The following is a 14,487-nucleotide window of genomic DNA, read 5'->3' on the forward strand; positions in this document are numbered from 1 at the left end:
ACTTCACCCTTTCGGCTAACACTATGGCTTTGTGACATGAGTCTCGATATCGACAAGATCATTCTTCACTCCCTGCGCCAGGGCGGCGATGGTCAACCTCACGCCGACACCCGCAGCCAGCTTCTGCCTGCTGACGAGGCAGTACAGGGGCTGATGGCGGAGCTGCACCGCATTTACAATGGCAAGGGGGGCAAGGGCTTTGGCTTTTTTGCAGACCCCGAGGCCGCCGTCGCCGAGCTGGCTGACGGTGAAGAGGCTCCCAAACAGCCTTCTCCCCAGTTTCGCATTGCGCTGGAAAAACTGCTCGACGAGCAGCTCGAATTCGTCCCCTTCTCGGTGGAGATGACCCAGCTGCTGGTCAGGCAACTGGTGGAGCACGCCCTCGATGAGCAGGGGGTACTGCTGTTTGCCAAGTACAACTACGTGGGGGTTGACTACTTGATGATCGCTCTGCTGGAAGGCAAGGAGAGCGTCACCGTCAGCGAAGCGCTGGAGTTGCGTCATATCCAGTATCTCGATATCGGCAAACTCAATCTGGTGGCTCGTATCGATTTGACCGAATGGAAAACCCAACCGGATTCGCGCCGCTATATCACCTTCAGCAAGGGACGTATCGGTCGCAAACTGGGCGATTTCTTTATGGATCTGCTGGGGGCCCGTGAGGGGATGGATGCCAAGGTGCAGAATAAAGGCTTGCTGCAGGCGGTAGAAGATTATTGCGACAGTCGCCAGCTCGAACCGACCGAGCGCAATGACTATAAAAAGCAGGTCTTCAAATATTGCTCCGAACAGGCGAGTGCCGGTGAAGAGATCGAGATCAAGGAGCTGTCAGCAGAATTGCCCGGCGATGGCGATCTCGATTTTTACAGCTTTATCGGTCGGGAGTATGAGCTGGAAGAGCGTTTCCCGGCTGACCGTTCCACCCTGCGCGGCTTGACCAAGTTTGTCGGCTCCGGGGGCGGCCTGACCCTGAGCTTCGAGCAGAAACTGTTGAACTGCAGGGTGTTTTATGACCCGCAGACCGATACCCTGACCATCAAGGGGGTGCCGCCAAATCTCAAGGATCAGCTGCTGCGCCAGTCATAATGTGATCCGGCCTTCATTTTTGGCAAAAAGACACCGCAGTTCGCTGCGGTGTCTTTTTATTTAATGGGGCAGGGGGCAGCGAAACCAACTCGGTGCTTTGTTAACAAATTAAACAGAATTATCCATGTGAAAGGGTTTTCAATGAGGTGAAAACCCTTTCAATCGTGTTTTTTTATTTCTATTTGGTAATTTAATTTCTTGCATTGGCGAGAAATATGCCAATAAATGGCGCTAACCCCCTGAAATAAGAAAATGTTTTCAAAACTTTCTGGAAGGAAATACGTAATTGCATTTCAAAAATGCGAGTTGCGTCATGTGAGCCGTTTGCCGCTTGGGATAATATTCATCTCGCACACAATGCTCTTACAGCGCGGAACTAATACAAGGAAAGGCTCATGAAAAAGAAATTGCTGTCATCCCTGATCGGTCTGGCCACTCTTGGCGTCGCTTGCTCTGCTACTGCTGCCATCGATGAAGGCCAGCTGACCATCTGGATCAACGGTGACAAGGGATACAACGGTCTGGCTGAAGTGGGTAAGAAGTTTGAAGCAGAAACCGGCATCAAGGTTACTGTGGCTCACCCGGATCAGGTTGAAGTGAAATTCCAGCAAGCCGCAGCCACTGGCAACGGCCCGGACATCTTCTTCTGGGCTCACGACCGTTACGGTGAGTGGGTCAAAGCCGGTTTGCTGGTCCCCGTGACCCCGAACGCTGCCACCAAAGGCAAATTTGAACAGCTGGCATGGGATGCCATGACTGTTGATGGCAAAACCTATGGTTACCCGGTTGCCATGGAAGCGGTCAGCCTGATCTATAACAAAGACCTTCTGCCCGAGCCGCCGAAAACTTTCGAAGAGATCGCCAAGATTGACGAGACTCTGAAGAAAAACGGCAAGCGCGCCATCATGTGGGCTTATGACACCCCGTACTTCAGCTACCCGCTGGTGGCTGCCAACGGTGGTTACGCCTTCAAGAAAACCGCTACCGGTTATGACGTTAAAGATACCGGCGTGAACAATGCGGGCGCCAAGATGGGCGTGGGTTACATCTCCGAGATGATCAAGTCCGGTCACCTGGAAAAAGGCATCGACTACGGTGTGATGGACGCCAAGTTTAACAAGGGCGAAGTGGCCATGATGATCAATGGTCCCTGGGCCTGGAGCAACCTGGACAAGAGCGGCATCAAGTACGGCGTAGCGCCGCTGCCGACCCTGAACGGCAAGCCGGCCAAAGCCTTCGTTGGCGTACTGGGTGCCACCATCAACGCTGCCAGCCCGAACAAGGATCTGGCTATCGAGTTCCTGGAAAACTACCTGCTGACCGATGCCGGTCTGGCGCCGGTTAACGCCGACAAGCCGCTGGGTGCCGTTGCGCTGAAATCCTTCCAGAAGACCCTGGAATCCGATCCGCACATTAAGGCCACCATGCTGAACGCCCAGGCTGGCGAGCCGATGCCATCCGTTCCCGAGATGAGCCGTTTCTGGTCTTCCTTCGAAACTGCCCTCAAGAACGTGACCTCCGGTCGTCAGGGTGTTGACGAAGCTCTGGATACCGCTGCCAAGCGTATCGTTCAGTAAGCACGCACTACCCGGGAGGCCGTCATGGCCTCCCACTCTCTCAAATCTCTCTTGGCGTTATAAAGGTTAATTGGCATGGAAGTAGTACCTTCTGTTGAGTCCTATGCCGGTCCGAAGGATAAGCACACCTGGCTTAAGTGGACCATAGCGGCCCTGGTTGCCATCCTCAACGGCTACGCAGCCGTGATGATGTACGCCAGTGGCGAGTGGGTATTCGCGCTGCTGGATCTGGTGGTGGTTTCCGTCGGTCTGTATGTCTTCATGAACAAGAAGACCTATGCCCATCGCTACATCTTTCCGGGTGTTGCGGGCATGGTTGTGTTTATCATCTTCCCTCTTGCCTACACCATTGGCATTGCCTTCACCAACTATTCGGGGTCCAACTTGCTCTCCGTGGAGCAGGCGCGGGACTACCACCTGAAGAAAACCTACAAGGTGGCGGGCGGTGAATTCGATTTTACCCTGCTGGGTGGCGACAACGGCCAGTTCCAGCTGCTGCTGACACAGGATGATCAATCCTTTATCAGCCAACCTGTTTCCCTGATGACCAACAAGGCCCGTGAGCTGGCGTCCCGCGAGGGCCGTGTGCAGAACACCCAGCAAGTGGTCGAGCTGCAGCCCTTCACTGGCGAAGCGGCCAGCAAGGCCGCACCGATCCGCGCCATTGTTGAGCATCGTACTCACCTGAGTGACCTTGATCTGGTGCTGCCGGATGGCGGTACCCACCTGACCCTGAGCAGCCTGCGCAAGTTTGCCGCCCAGAAGCAGCACTACACCCGTCTGATGGATGGTGCCGTGCTCAAGTCCGGCGTGGTGATCAAAGACAGCAACCTGCTGCGTGATACCCAGAATGGCGAGCTGATGCTGCCCAATGGCGAGACCGGCTTCTATCAGTACATCGACGAACAGGGTCAGTTTGTCGGCAAGGGTATTGCTCCGGGCTTTGTGGTGAGCGTCGGTTGGAAGAACTTCGCGCGCATCGTCACCGATCCGGGCATCCAGTCACCCTTCCTGCAGATCTTCATCTGGACCGTGATCTTCTCAACCTGCTCCGTCGCTTTCACCTTGGCTATCGGCATGGTGCTGGCCTGTCTGGTGCAGTGGGAAGAGCTCAAGGGGCGCGGTTTCTATCGGGTCATGTTGATCCTGCCCTATGCGATCCCGGCGTTTATCTCCATTCTGGTGTTCAAGGGGTTGTTCAACCAGAACTTCGGTGAGATCAACATGTTCCTGGAAGCGGCGTTTGGCATCAAGCCGGACTGGTATACCAACCCCTTCCTGGCCAAGGTGATGATCCTGATTGTAAACACCTGGCTCGGCTACCCCTACATGATGATCCTCTGCATGGGCCTGCTCAAAGCCATTCCGGAAGATCTTTATGAAGCGTCCGCCATGGACGGTGCCGGTCCGGTGCAGAACTTCTTCAAGATCACCGTGCCGCTGCTGATGAAGCCGCTGACACCGCTGTTGATTGCCTCGTTCGCATTCAACTTCAACAACTTCGTGCTTATCCAGTTGTTGACCAACGGTGCGCCCGACATCATCGGCGCCAGCACCCCGGCCGGTACCACCGACTTGCTGGTGAGTTATACCTACCGGATTGCGTTCCAGGGATCGGGTGGTCAGGACTACGGTCTGGCCAGTGCCATCGCCACAGCTATCTTCCTCATCGTGGGTGCGCTGGCGCTGCTCAACCTGAAATTGTCCAAAGCCGACAAGCAGCTGTAAGGAGGCTTCAACATGGCAATCGTACAACCCAAATCAGTCAAATACCGGGTGTGGGCAACCCACCTGGTCATGTGGGGCTTCCTGGCGTTGATCATCTTCCCGTTGATCATGGTTATCGCCATCTCGTTCCGTAACGGTAACTTCGCGGTAGGGGAGATCATCCCCTCCAATCCGACGCTGGATCACTGGAAGCTTGCGCTGGGCATGTCCATCACCAACGCCGACGGCAGCATCACGCCGCCGCCGTTCCCGGTGCTGACCTGGTTGTGGAACTCCATCAAGATCGCCGGCATCACTGCCCTGATGATCGTGACGCTCTCCACCACCTGTGCTTACGCCTTTGCCCGCCTGCGTTTTCGTGGCAAGTCCACCATCCTGCAGGGCATGCTGATTTTCCAGATGTTCCCGGCGGTGTTGGCGCTGGTAGCCATCTACGCGCTCTTTAACAAGATTGGTGACTATATTCCCTGGCTGGGTCTCAACACCCACGGTGGCCTGATCTTGGCGTACATGGGGGGGATTGCCCTGCACGTCTGGACCATCAAGGGCTACTTCGAGACCATCGACTCCTCCCTGGAGGAGGCGGCGGCCATCGACGGTGCAACCCCGTGGCAGGCATTCCGTCTGATCCTGTTGCCTCTGTCGGTGCCCATCCTAGCTGTAGTGTTTATTCTGGCCTTTATCGGTTCCATTACCGAGGTGCCCATGGCCTCCATCCTGCTGCAGGATGTGAACAATCTGACCCTGGCGGTCGGGGCCCAGCAGTACCTCTATCCGCAGAACTATCTGTGGGGTGATTTCGCGGCGGCCGCAGTGCTCTCCGGTTTCCCCATCACAGTGGTCTTCCTGTTGGCACAGCGCTGGCTGGTTGGCGGTCTGACCGCCGGTGGTGTGAAAGGTTAAGTTTATGGCCGGGGGAGCTGACTCCCCCCGCTATCACGATTTGCAAAGATTCAAGAGCGGAGCTCGTCATGGCTGAAGTAGTACTCAACAACGTTCGCAAAAATTACGATCCGGCTGTTCACAAGGACACCCTGCGCAACATCAACCTCTCCATCAAGGAGGGCGAATTCATCGTCTTCGTCGGCCCGTCCGGCTGCGGTAAATCCACCCTGCTGCGGATGATCGCGGGTCTGGAAGACATCACCAGCGGTGAGCTGACCATCGGCGGTCGCTACATGAACGACGTGCCGCCGGTAGAGCGCAACGTCGGCATGGTGTTCCAGTCCTACGCCCTCTATCCGCACATGAACATCTACGAGAACATGGCCTTTGGTCTGAAGCTCAAGAAAATGGACAAGGAGAACATCCACAAGCGGGTGATGCGCGCCGCCGAGATCCTGGGTCTTGAGCCGCTGCTGGACAGAAAGCCCAAGGCGCTCTCCGGTGGTCAGCGTCAGCGTGTCGCCATCGGTCGCTCCATCGTGCAGCAGCCGCAGGTGTTCCTGTTTGACGAGCCGCTCTCCAACCTGGATGCCGCGCTGCGGGTCAAGATGCGGATCGAGATCGCCAAGCTGCACAAAGAGCTTAACTCCACCATCATCTACGTGACCCATGATCAGGTGGAAGCGATGACCCTGGCCGACAAGATTGTTGTGCTGAGCCCGCTCAAGGCCGAAGCTGCCACCAACCTGGAACAGTTCGGTTCACCGCTGGATCTCTACCACAACCCAGACAACAAGTTCGTGGCGGGCTTTATCGGCTCTCCCAAGATGAACTTCCTGGCGGGCGAGTTGCTGGAGATTGGCGAGCAGGAGTGCCTGGTCAAGCTGACCTCTGGCGATACCGTGCGTGCCCGGGTCGATGCCCGCAGTGGCGCTGTGGGTGACAAGGTGGAGCTGGGCATTCGCCCCGAGCACCTGATGCCGCTGGATCACCCCCATGCACACAGCAAGGTGAGCGGGATCGTGCAGGTGGCCGAGCACCTGGGTGCCGAGTCCTTCGTTTATATGGATGTGGATGGTCACGACTTTACCGTCAAGGCCACCTCGGATGTGGATGTGGCGACCGGTCAAACCTACAGCGTGGGTATCCCGGCCGAAGCCTGCTACCTGTTCGATGCCAAGGAGCAGGCGTTCCCCCGTACCGCCAAATATATCCGTACCTGATTTTTTGTTGTGCCGGTTTTCCTTTCTTAATAATCAATGCCTTTTTGCCGGTCGTCAGACCGGCTTTTTATTGCCTGCGATTTGAACACGCAGATAGGCAAGGTAACCCGGTTCAGGCCTCGAGTTCGGCGGTAATATCGGGCACAAAGGTCTGGCTGGCCAGCGGCGGGCGCTCATACCCTTCGGTCTTGATGGGGGGGAGTTTGATGGGCTCGTAGTGGATCGCCTCGTAGGGCACCTTGCTCAGCAGATGGGCGATGCAGTTGAGGCGGGCACGGCGCTTGTCGTCCGCCTCCACCACGAACCAGGGGCAATCCTCGGTGTCGGTGTAGGTGAACATGTCATCCTTGGCGCGGGAGTATTCCACCCAGCGTGAGCGGGACTGCAAATCCATCGGGCTGAATTTCCAGCGCTTGATGGGGGTGTTGATCCGCTCCTTGAAGCGCTTCTCCTGCTCCTCGTCGCTGACCGAGAACCAGTATTTGATCAAGGTGATGCCGGAGCGGATCAGCATCCGCTCAAACTCGGGGCAGGCACGCAGAAACTCGCGATACTCGGCGTCGCTGCAAAATCCCATCACCCGCTCGACTCCGGCCCGGTTGTACCAGGAGCGGTCAAACAGCACCATTTCGCCAGCGGCGGGCAGGTGGGCCACATAACGCTGAAAGTACCACTGGGAGCGCTCCCGATCGGAGGGGGCGGGCAGCGCCGTGACCCGGCAGACCCGGGGGTTGAGCGGTTCGGTAATCGCCTTGATGACGCCCCCTTTACCGGCGGCGTCCCGTCCTTCGAACAGCACCACCACCTTCAGTCCCTCCTGCTTGACCCACTCCTGCAGCTTGACCAGCTCCTCCTGCAGATGGGCAAGGTGGTGCTCGTAGCACTTCTTGTCCAGACGTGGCCGCTTCTTGCTCTTCTCCTTCGCCATGGGCTTCTCCTTTTGGCATCCTTTCATGGGTGACTTCTTTGAGTCACTGTCAGCTTGCACCAGGGAGGCGTCACCTGCCAAGGGGGACGTGATACACTGCCCGCCCATCGCTGGCAACAGGAGATAACATGAAGCATTTTATGGAGATAGCGGGCCGCCGGATGGCCTATCTGGATGAAGGGCAAGGGCCGGTACTGCTGTTTGGCCACAGCTATCTGTGGGACAGCGCCATGTGGGCGCCGCAAATCGAGGCGCTCAAGGGCAGCTATCGCTGCATCGTTCCCGAGCTGTGGGGCCACGGTGATTCCGACCTGCTCCCCGAAGGTGGCTGCACCCTGGCGACTCTGGCGCGGGATCACCTGGCGCTGCTCGATGCCCTCGGGGTTGACGAGTTCGTACTGGTGGGCCTCTCCATCGGTGGCATGTGGGGTGTGGAGCTGGCGCGCATGGTGCCAAACCGCCTCAAGGGTCTGGTGCTGATGGACAGTTTTGTCGGCCTTGAACCGCAGATCACCTGCGAGCGCTACCTAGGCATGCTGGCGATGATCGAGCAGCTCGGCACCGTCCCTGCACCCATCATCGAACAGGTGGCGCCTATCTTCTTTGCCAGCCAGCCTGATGAGGCGCTGATGAGTGGTTTCAAGGCGCGTCTGGCCGCTTGGCCAAACGAGAAGATTGCCGCCATGGTGGCGGTGGGCCGCAGCTTTGTGACCCGCGAAGATCGTATCGAGTGGCTGGAGGAGATCACCACTCCCGCACTGGTGATGACCGGCTGCGAAGACAAGGCGCGTCCGGTGCTGGAGGGCTATCTGATGGCCGAGGTGCTGGGTTGCCCGTTCAGGGAGATCCCGATGGCTGGCCACATCTCGTCGCTGGAAAATCCGGCCTTCGTCAATGAGCAGCTGGGCGCGTTTCTGGCTGCGCTGTAAGGCGTGCGCCGCAAAACAAAAAGGGAGCCGATGGCTCCCTTTTTGTTTTGCGCGTCTGGTCTTGTCGCTGCCTGCTATGCCGACTACCAGATATAGCCGATCCCCACGCCGGCATAGAGTTCGCCAGTGTGCTGGACCAGCGGGCTGTGCTCGATGTCGCCGTCGTACCATTCGTAGTTCATGGCAAACATGCCGATCCAGTCGGGACTGAAGCGATAGCTGGTGATGAGCGCCGCCATCGGGGAGAGGGTGGTACCGGTATCCCAGGCGGGCCGCTGGGCGGTTGCCTCGCTCTCGGAGATGCCGCCGAAGTAGTAGTTGGCCATCTTGTCGCTGCGCAGCATCAGCCCCATCCCCGGCATGATCAGCAGGTTGTCACGCAGGATGGGGAAATCGGCCCACAGCAGCAGCTCCTGTCCCTTGCTGCGGCCGGTGACATCGCTGTTGGCACGCACGGTCAGCAGGGCGTAGGGGGTGATGATGTTGCCACCGATCCCGCCTTCCAGCTGCCATTTTCGCTGCTCCATGCCAGTAAAGGCCGGAGAGTCCTCGGGATCCAGATTGCCAAAACGGACCCGGCCATAGCCGTAGAGGGCCAAGTTCTCATCCTTGTGGAAGTAGTAGCGGGCCCGATCCCCCAGAAACATGAACTGGTCGCCAAAATAGATAAAGCCCGGGATGGCGTAAAGGGCGTTGTCCTGCGCTTCATAACGGGCCTGTCCCCCGATGAGCGCTGCACCGGCGACAAAGCCCTGTGGCACCGGGCTGGTAGGGCTGTCGCTGGTGAGCAGATCCATGGCGCCAAGATCGATATCGGCACGCGCTGGGAGGGCGGCAGCGAGGAGCAGGGCCGTCAGCCCTGCCGCTCTGATTTGACGAAAAAAGGTCATGGACACTCCGTTGTCACGATTGCAGGGGAAGCAGGTTATTTTGCGGCACCGGGCATCTCTTCGCGTTTTGGCCAGGCATTGATCACCGCCTTGACCAGGGTGGCGAGGGGAATGGCGAAGAAGACTCCCCAGAATCCCCACAAGCCGCCGAAGACCAGCACGGCGATGATGATGGCCACCGGATGGAGGTTGACCGCTTCCGAGAAGAGCACAGGTACCAGCAGGTTGCCATCGAGGGCCTGAATGACCAGATAGGCCACCATCAGCCAGGCGAATTCGGGGGTGAGCCCCCACTGGAACAGGGCGACCATGGCTACCGGTACGGTCACCACGGCGGCGCCGATATAGGGGATCAGCACCGAGAAGCCGACCGCGACCGCCAGCAGCACCGAGTAGCGCAGCCCCATCAGGGCGAAGGGGACATAGGTGGCGATGCCGACGATCAGGATCTCGATCACCTTGCCACGGATGTAGTTGATGATCTGGTTGTTCATCTCGACCCACACCCGGTTGACCAAGGTGCGGTTGCGCGGCAGGAAGCGGCGCAGGCTGCCCATCAAGACCCGCTTGTCCTTGAGCATAAAGAAGACCATCAGCGGCACCAGAATGAGGTAAATCATGATGGCGACCACGTTGACCAGCGAACTGAGGGAGGCGCTTACCAGATGCTCGCCGCCACTGAGGATGCGCTGGCGAATATTGTCGATGACGGTCTCCACCAGACTGACGTCGATGAGCTCGGGGTATTTGTCAGGCAGGGTGCGCACATAATCCTGAGCGTGGGTCAGCATGGCCGGCGCCTCTTTGGCCAGATTGATCCCTTGGCTCACCAGCGTCGGGATAAGACCCAGCAAGGAGGCGACTGCTACCGCAATAAAGAGGATCAGAATGACGCTGGTGGCCAGGGTGCGCGACAGCCCCGCTTTTTGCAGCCGGGCGACCGGCCACTCCAGCAGATAGGCCATTACCAGCGCCACCAGCAGGGGGGCCAGCAGATCGCCAAACAGCCAGATGATGGTGAAGCAGAACACCAGCAACAGGAAAAGGGTAACGGCATCGGGATCGGAAAAACGGGTCTGATACCAGCGCTTCAATACTTCTAACATGACGGCATCCTTACATCACTGGGGCTCAAGATGGTTGTTTCGCCCCGACAACCAACTGCAAAGAGAGGGTATTGTCCGCTTCTTGCTGCATCTCGACATGGTGGCCCTGACGGTGCAGATAGGCTGGAATATCCTGCCGGGAGCCCGCATCGGCCAGCCGGATGGTGACGGTTTGACCGCTTTGGGCCTTCCTTAACCAGAGCTTGAGCCGGATCAGCGGCTCGGGGCAACGCCAGGGGGTCAGGTCGAGAACTTCCATGGGGACTCCATCAGGCAGGTGGCCGCTATTATGGCCGTGATAAGGGCGTGAAACAACGCTTGTAGCCCTTGATGGGCAAGGGTATTCTGCCGAGGCCCTTTCTGATGGAGATAGAGATAACGTGGCACGCTTTTCCCCCCTGATGGCATCGCTTCCCCTGTTGGCTTCCCTGATGGGCGCCACGTTTCATGCCGAGGCCAACAATCAGCTTCCCGACATCGGCACGGCCGGGGTGGCGGCCCTGCCCATCGAGCAGGAAGTGCGTTACGGCAACGCCTTTATGCGTTTTGCCCGTGCCGGCTTGCCGATCATCGATGATCCGGTGCTGAGCCAGTACATCGACGATCTGGGCCAGCGACTGCTGACCAACGCCGATGGGGTGCGTTTCCCGTTTACCTTCTTCCTCATCAATGATCCCAGCATCAACGCGGCCGCCTTCCTCGGCGGGCGAGTCAAGGTGCACACTGGTCTATTCCTCTACGCCGACAGCGAGAGCGAGCTGGCCTCGGTACTGGCCCACGAAATCACCCACGTGACCCAGCGCCATATCGCCCGTTACATGGAGGCGCAGGCGAGTAGCTCGGCAGTGACCCTGGCCGGTCTGGTGGGCTCCATCGCGCTGGCGGTGATCAACCCGACCGCCGGTATCGCCGCGCTGCAGACCACGCTGGGCCTCTCCATGCAGTCCGCCATCAACTACACCCGTGACAACGAATATGAAGCGGATCGCATCGGCATGAAGACGCTCTATGATGCCGGTTTCGATCCCATGGGGATGGCCAATTTCTTCCAGAAACTGGCTGCCGAGTACCGTTACGCCAGCAAGCCGCCGGAAATGCTGCTCACTCACCCGCTGCCGGAGACCCGGATCAGCGAGGCACGCGCTCGGGCGGGCAGCTATGGCCGCCGCGACTTGCCGCCCAGCCTCGACTTTTGGCTGGCCAAGGTACGTATTCAGGTCCGTTTTGGTACCGATACCCCGCAGGGGCTGCTGAGCTACTTCGATACCCGGATCCAGAAGGGGGATTATCCGCTCAAGGATGCCGCCATCTATGGCAAGGCGCTGGCGCTGATCCAGCTCAAGCGCACCGACGAGGCTGATACCCTGATGCAGGAGCTGGCGGCCCGTCATCCGGAAGATCTCTTTATCGTCGATGCCCAGACCGACATCGATCTGGCCAAGGGGCGCAGTGCTCAGGCCATCGCGCGCCTCGAGAAGTTCCGCAGCCGGATGCCGGACAACGAAGTGGTGGTGGTCAACCTCGGCAACGCCTACCTCGAGAGCGGCAACTACAAGAAGTCCATCGCCATCCTCGACCCCTATGCCCGTGCCCATGAGGAGAACAATCTGGCCTGGAACCTGCTGGCCGATGCCTATCGCAAGGCGGGCAGAATGACCGAGCTGCATATGGCGCGGGCCGAGATGCTCGCGCTGCGCGGGGATTATCAGGCTGCCATCGACGAGCTGATCGTGGCGCGCGGTACCACCAGCGACCGGATGACCCTGGCTCGTCTGGAGGCGCGCATCACCGAGCTGGAGCGGGCCAAGAAGGATCTCGACAGCCTCAAGGGCTGACGGGCCAGCGGCTCTCACTCACGACAAGGGCGCACCTCGGTGCGCCCTTGTTGTTTTATGATGGCGAAGAGAATGGCGGGAACGCCAGCTGGCTGGCTTTTTCGCAAGGGTTTGGGCGCTCAGTGGCCAACTGGTTTGACGGATGCCCTGAGGGCCTCGAGCCGCGATGGGGTGAGCTCGCCCACCAGGGTTTGCTGGAGCTTGCCCTCGCCATCGAGCAGATAGCTGGTGGGCAGCCCGGCGGGGCGGGGGAAGGGGAGGCTCGCCTCCTGCCGGGCGATGAGCAGCGGCACCTTGATGTGGTACTGCCCGGCCAGTTTGGCGAGCTCGGTCGGGGTGGTCGGGTCATAGTTGACCATTACCACGGCAGTTTGCCCCTCCCGTGCCAGCGCCTCCAGCAGCGGTATCTCCCGCAGGCAGGGGGCACACCAGGGAGCGAAGTAATTGACCAACAGCGGCTTGCCGGCAAAGTCGGCCAGGGCCACCGGCTGGTTCTGGCTGTCGGTGAACGGAGGAGCCGGGCTGCAGGCCGTCAGCAGGCCGGCCACAATCAGCCAACAAATTCGTTTCAATTCCTGCACTCGCGCGCTTACCCTGACCATCAGTTTCCCCTACAATAGCGCCGTTTCTTGTCCCATCTTGCGATTAATCAGGGAGTTATCATGAGCGAGACCCAAATCTACCACAATCCGCGCTGCTCCAAGAGCCGTGAAACCCTGGCCTTGCTGGAACAGCACGGGATCGCCCCGGATGTGGTGCTCTATCTGGAGCAGGCCCCGAGCGAGGCAGAGATCCGCACCCTGCTGAGCCAGCTGGGGTTCAGCGATCCGCGTCAGCTGATGCGCACCAAGGAAGATCTCTACAAGGAGCTGGGGCTTGGCGAGGTGAGCGGCGATGACCTCATTCGCGCCATGCACCAGTATCCCAAGCTCATCGAGCGGCCTATCGTCATCAAGAACGGCCAGGCCCGCATCGGTCGCCCGCCGGAGCAGGTGCTGGAGATCCTCAAGTGAGCACCCGCTTCGCACGTTGGCTGACTCTGGTCGGCTTCTTCGGCCTGCTGTGCTGGGTCATCCTCTGGCATCTGTGGCTGTCGCCCCATCCGGACCTCAACCCCTGGCTGTTGCCGGTGATCTGGACGGTGCCGCTGCTCTTCCCTCTCAAGGGTATAGTGCAGGGCAACCCCTACACCCACGCCTGGGGCAACTTCGTGTTGATGCCCTATTTCCTCCACGCCCTCACCCTGATCACCACGGATGAGGGGGAGCGGTGGCTGGCTGTGGTGGAACTGCTGTTCACCACTATCGCCTTTGTCGGCACCATCTATTACGCCCGACTGCGTGGTCGCGAACTTGGCTTAAGCATTCGCAAAAAGAAAGACGAAGCCAACTGATGACAAACGCCCCGCAAGGGGCGTTTTTTATGGGGACGCAGGGCTATCCAGAGGGATTACTGTGCCCCGTGGGCTGCCCGATATTGGGCCAGCTGTTGCTGGCTAAAGTCCATCAACTGGGGATAGAAACGCAGAAATCCCGCCTCGCATGTTTGCCACTGCGACTCATCGAGGGTCAACAGCGCCTCTCCCAGTTGTACCGGACGGCGCAGTCGGCGGCCGATGCCATTCAGCGCTTGCCCCAGCCCCTCCTTGTGGCGGTAGGAGGCGATCCAGTTTTGCTCGGCCATCCGCTTGAGGGGGAGTGGCAGTCCATCCGGCAGGCGTGGGTGATCCGCCAATAGCTGTTCATAACTGCGTTGCAGGAAGCGGGGAAGGGGCTCGGTACTGAACAGCTCCCAGTGCTGGCTCAGCCAGTGGTCGTAGATCATATCCACCACTATGCCGCCAAAGCGGCGCCAGGGGGCCTCGAAACAGGCGACGGCCGCCTTGTGCTCAGGGTGGCCGTCGGTGAAAGCGTCAATTTTGCGGTGTAGCCAGATCCCCTCATCGAAGTGGGCGGCAAGCCCCGTGGGCAGCGTGCCTTTGACGAAATCGCCGAGCAGATTACCGGTGAGGGAGCTTCGGGTGTGGGCAGCCAGATGGAGATGGGCCAGAAAATTCATCGGTCGCTGTGGGTCTGTTATGGGATGGCAAGGTGCTTCGAGCCTAACGGATCCCGCCTGCCTTGACCATGATCGGGATTTTGCTACTGCCCTGCGGCTGCCTCTTGCCGGGCAAAATTCGGGCGTGCTAAGGTGATGCCATCTTTGTCACAGGACGCGACAAACCACCATGATGCGCAAAGCCAGAGGCTTTTTTCTGGCCTTCTACTTCAAGCCTTTCTATCTCTCCGAGTGGTTCGACG

The 14,487-nt window shown here is 59.0% G+C and carries 15 protein-coding genes; 9 read left to right on the top strand and 6 right to left on the bottom strand.

The window, feature by feature from the left end:
• Positions 1-36 precede the first annotated feature (36 nt).
• The 5 genes from yejK to G5358_RS16980 all read left to right on the top strand — a co-directional run bounded on the left by yejK (position 37) and on the right by G5358_RS16980 (position 6,499).
• A complete protein-coding gene (yejK, locus tag G5358_RS16960) occupies positions 37-1,086 on the top strand; it encodes a nucleoid-associated protein YejK (RefSeq protein WP_421324556.1) in 1,050 nt (349 codons plus the stop codon).
• Positions 1,087-1,481: 395 nt separating this feature from the next.
• Entirely contained in the window at positions 1,482-2,663 is a 1,182-nt protein-coding gene (gene malE, locus G5358_RS16965; RefSeq protein WP_005333871.1) for a maltose/maltodextrin ABC transporter substrate-binding protein MalE, read from the top strand.
• Between the two features lie 75 nt (positions 2,664-2,738).
• Entirely contained in the window at positions 2,739-4,391 is a 1,653-nt protein-coding gene (gene malF / locus G5358_RS16970; protein WP_005333870.1) for a maltose ABC transporter permease MalF, read from the top strand.
• A gap of 12 nt (positions 4,392-4,403) precedes the next feature.
• A complete protein-coding gene (gene malG / locus G5358_RS16975; RefSeq protein ID WP_005333868.1) occupies positions 4,404-5,294 on the top strand; it encodes a maltose ABC transporter permease MalG in 891 nt (296 codons plus the stop codon).
• Between the two features lie 68 nt (positions 5,295-5,362).
• Complete coding sequence (locus G5358_RS16980) at positions 5,363-6,499, top strand: ABC transporter ATP-binding protein (protein ID WP_005333867.1); 1,137 nt, start codon at positions 5,363-5,365, stop codon at positions 6,497-6,499.
• 112 nt (positions 6,500-6,611) lie between these two features.
• Here G5358_RS16980 and ppk2 read toward each other — a convergent pair whose 3' ends face one another.
• On the bottom strand, positions 6,612-7,427 hold the full coding sequence (ppk2, locus tag G5358_RS16985; RefSeq protein ID WP_005361444.1) for a polyphosphate kinase 2: 816 nt from the start codon (positions 7,425-7,427) through the stop codon (positions 6,612-6,614).
• A gap of 128 nt (positions 7,428-7,555) precedes the next feature.
• Between ppk2 and G5358_RS16990 the strand changes: the two genes are divergently transcribed.
• A complete protein-coding gene (locus tag G5358_RS16990; RefSeq protein WP_421324557.1) occupies positions 7,556-8,356 on the top strand; it encodes an alpha/beta fold hydrolase in 801 nt (266 codons plus the stop codon).
• 83 nt (positions 8,357-8,439) lie between these two features.
• Here G5358_RS16990 and G5358_RS16995 read toward each other — a convergent pair whose 3' ends face one another.
• From G5358_RS16995 to G5358_RS17005, 3 genes are read right to left on the bottom strand one after another with little or no spacing between them, the layout of a single operon-like run.
• Positions 8,440-9,246, bottom strand: coding sequence for a MipA/OmpV family protein (locus G5358_RS16995; RefSeq protein ID WP_421324558.1), 807 nt, complete (start codon positions 9,244-9,246; stop codon positions 8,440-8,442).
• A gap of 35 nt (positions 9,247-9,281) precedes the next feature.
• Positions 9,282-10,352, bottom strand: a complete 1,071-nt coding sequence (locus G5358_RS17000) for an AI-2E family transporter (protein ID WP_005333851.1) — start codon at positions 10,350-10,352, stop codon at positions 9,282-9,284.
• Positions 10,353-10,377: 25 nt separating this feature from the next.
• Positions 10,378-10,611: a sulfurtransferase TusA family protein gene (locus G5358_RS17005; RefSeq protein WP_005344720.1), complete on the bottom strand. Its 234-nt coding sequence runs from the start codon at positions 10,609-10,611 to the stop codon at positions 10,378-10,380.
• A 121-nt stretch (positions 10,612-10,732) separates the two neighbouring features.
• On the opposite strand from G5358_RS17005, the gene G5358_RS17010 reads away from it, so the two are divergent.
• Positions 10,733-12,187, top strand: coding sequence for a M48 family metalloprotease (locus tag G5358_RS17010; RefSeq protein ID WP_369126841.1), 1,455 nt, complete (start codon positions 10,733-10,735; stop codon positions 12,185-12,187).
• Between the two features lie 119 nt (positions 12,188-12,306).
• Here G5358_RS17010 and G5358_RS17015 read toward each other — a convergent pair whose 3' ends face one another.
• Entirely contained in the window at positions 12,307-12,789 is a 483-nt protein-coding gene (locus G5358_RS17015) for a TlpA family protein disulfide reductase (protein ID WP_219311123.1), read from the bottom strand.
• A 60-nt stretch (positions 12,790-12,849) separates the two neighbouring features.
• On the opposite strand from G5358_RS17015, the gene arsC reads away from it, so the two are divergent.
• Both arsC and G5358_RS17025 read left to right on the top strand, forming a co-directional pair.
• Entirely contained in the window at positions 12,850-13,200 is a 351-nt protein-coding gene (arsC, locus tag G5358_RS17020) for an arsenate reductase (glutaredoxin) (RefSeq protein ID WP_043121948.1), read from the top strand.
• On the top strand, positions 13,197-13,580 hold the full coding sequence (locus G5358_RS17025) for a DUF2069 domain-containing protein (RefSeq protein ID WP_216950561.1): 384 nt from the start codon (positions 13,197-13,199) through the stop codon (positions 13,578-13,580). Before arsC ends, G5358_RS17025 begins: the two co-directional genes overlap by 4 nt.
• Before the next feature lie 56 nt (positions 13,581-13,636).
• Here the strand turns inward: G5358_RS17025 and G5358_RS17030 are convergent, their stop codons facing one another.
• Complete coding sequence (locus G5358_RS17030; protein ID WP_216953349.1) at positions 13,637-14,245, bottom strand: ACP phosphodiesterase; 609 nt, start codon at positions 14,243-14,245, stop codon at positions 13,637-13,639.
• Between the last annotated feature and the right edge of the window lie 242 nt (positions 14,246-14,487).

This window comes from Aeromonas sp. 604176 (assembly GCF_049170755.1).
In the GTDB taxonomy this organism is placed as follows: Bacteria; Pseudomonadota; Gammaproteobacteria; order Enterobacterales; family Aeromonadaceae; genus Aeromonas; species Aeromonas veronii_A.

Excerpts from the sequence above, each read along its gene's own strand:
- yejK (WP_421324556.1), top strand. The coding sequence starts at position 37 with ATGAGTCTCGATATCGACAAGATCATTCTTCACTCCCTGCGCCAGGGC.
- malE (WP_005333871.1), top strand. The coding sequence starts at position 1,482 with ATGAAAAAGAAATTGCTGTCATCCCTGATCGGTCTGGCCACTCTTGGC.
- malF (WP_005333870.1), top strand. The coding sequence starts at position 2,739 with ATGGAAGTAGTACCTTCTGTTGAGTCCTATGCCGGTCCGAAGGATAAG.
- malG (WP_005333868.1), top strand. The coding sequence starts at position 4,404 with ATGGCAATCGTACAACCCAAATCAGTCAAATACCGGGTGTGGGCAACC.
- G5358_RS16980 (WP_005333867.1), top strand. The coding sequence starts at position 5,363 with ATGGCTGAAGTAGTACTCAACAACGTTCGCAAAAATTACGATCCGGCT.
- ppk2 (WP_005361444.1), bottom strand. The coding sequence starts at position 7,427 with ATGGCGAAGGAGAAGAGCAAGAAGCGGCCACGTCTGGACAAGAAGTGC.
- G5358_RS16990 (WP_421324557.1), top strand. The coding sequence starts at position 7,556 with ATGAAGCATTTTATGGAGATAGCGGGCCGCCGGATGGCCTATCTGGAT.
- G5358_RS16995 (WP_421324558.1), bottom strand. The coding sequence starts at position 9,246 with ATGACCTTTTTTCGTCAAATCAGAGCGGCAGGGCTGACGGCCCTGCTC.
- G5358_RS17000 (WP_005333851.1), bottom strand. The coding sequence starts at position 10,352 with ATGTTAGAAGTATTGAAGCGCTGGTATCAGACCCGTTTTTCCGATCCC.
- G5358_RS17005 (WP_005344720.1), bottom strand. The coding sequence starts at position 10,611 with ATGGAAGTTCTCGACCTGACCCCCTGGCGTTGCCCCGAGCCGCTGATC.
- G5358_RS17015 (WP_219311123.1), bottom strand. The coding sequence starts at position 12,789 with ATGGTCAGGGTAAGCGCGCGAGTGCAGGAATTGAAACGAATTTGTTGG.
- arsC (WP_043121948.1), top strand. The coding sequence starts at position 12,850 with ATGAGCGAGACCCAAATCTACCACAATCCGCGCTGCTCCAAGAGCCGT.
- G5358_RS17030 (WP_216953349.1), bottom strand. The coding sequence starts at position 14,245 with ATGAATTTTCTGGCCCATCTCCATCTGGCTGCCCACACCCGAAGCTCC.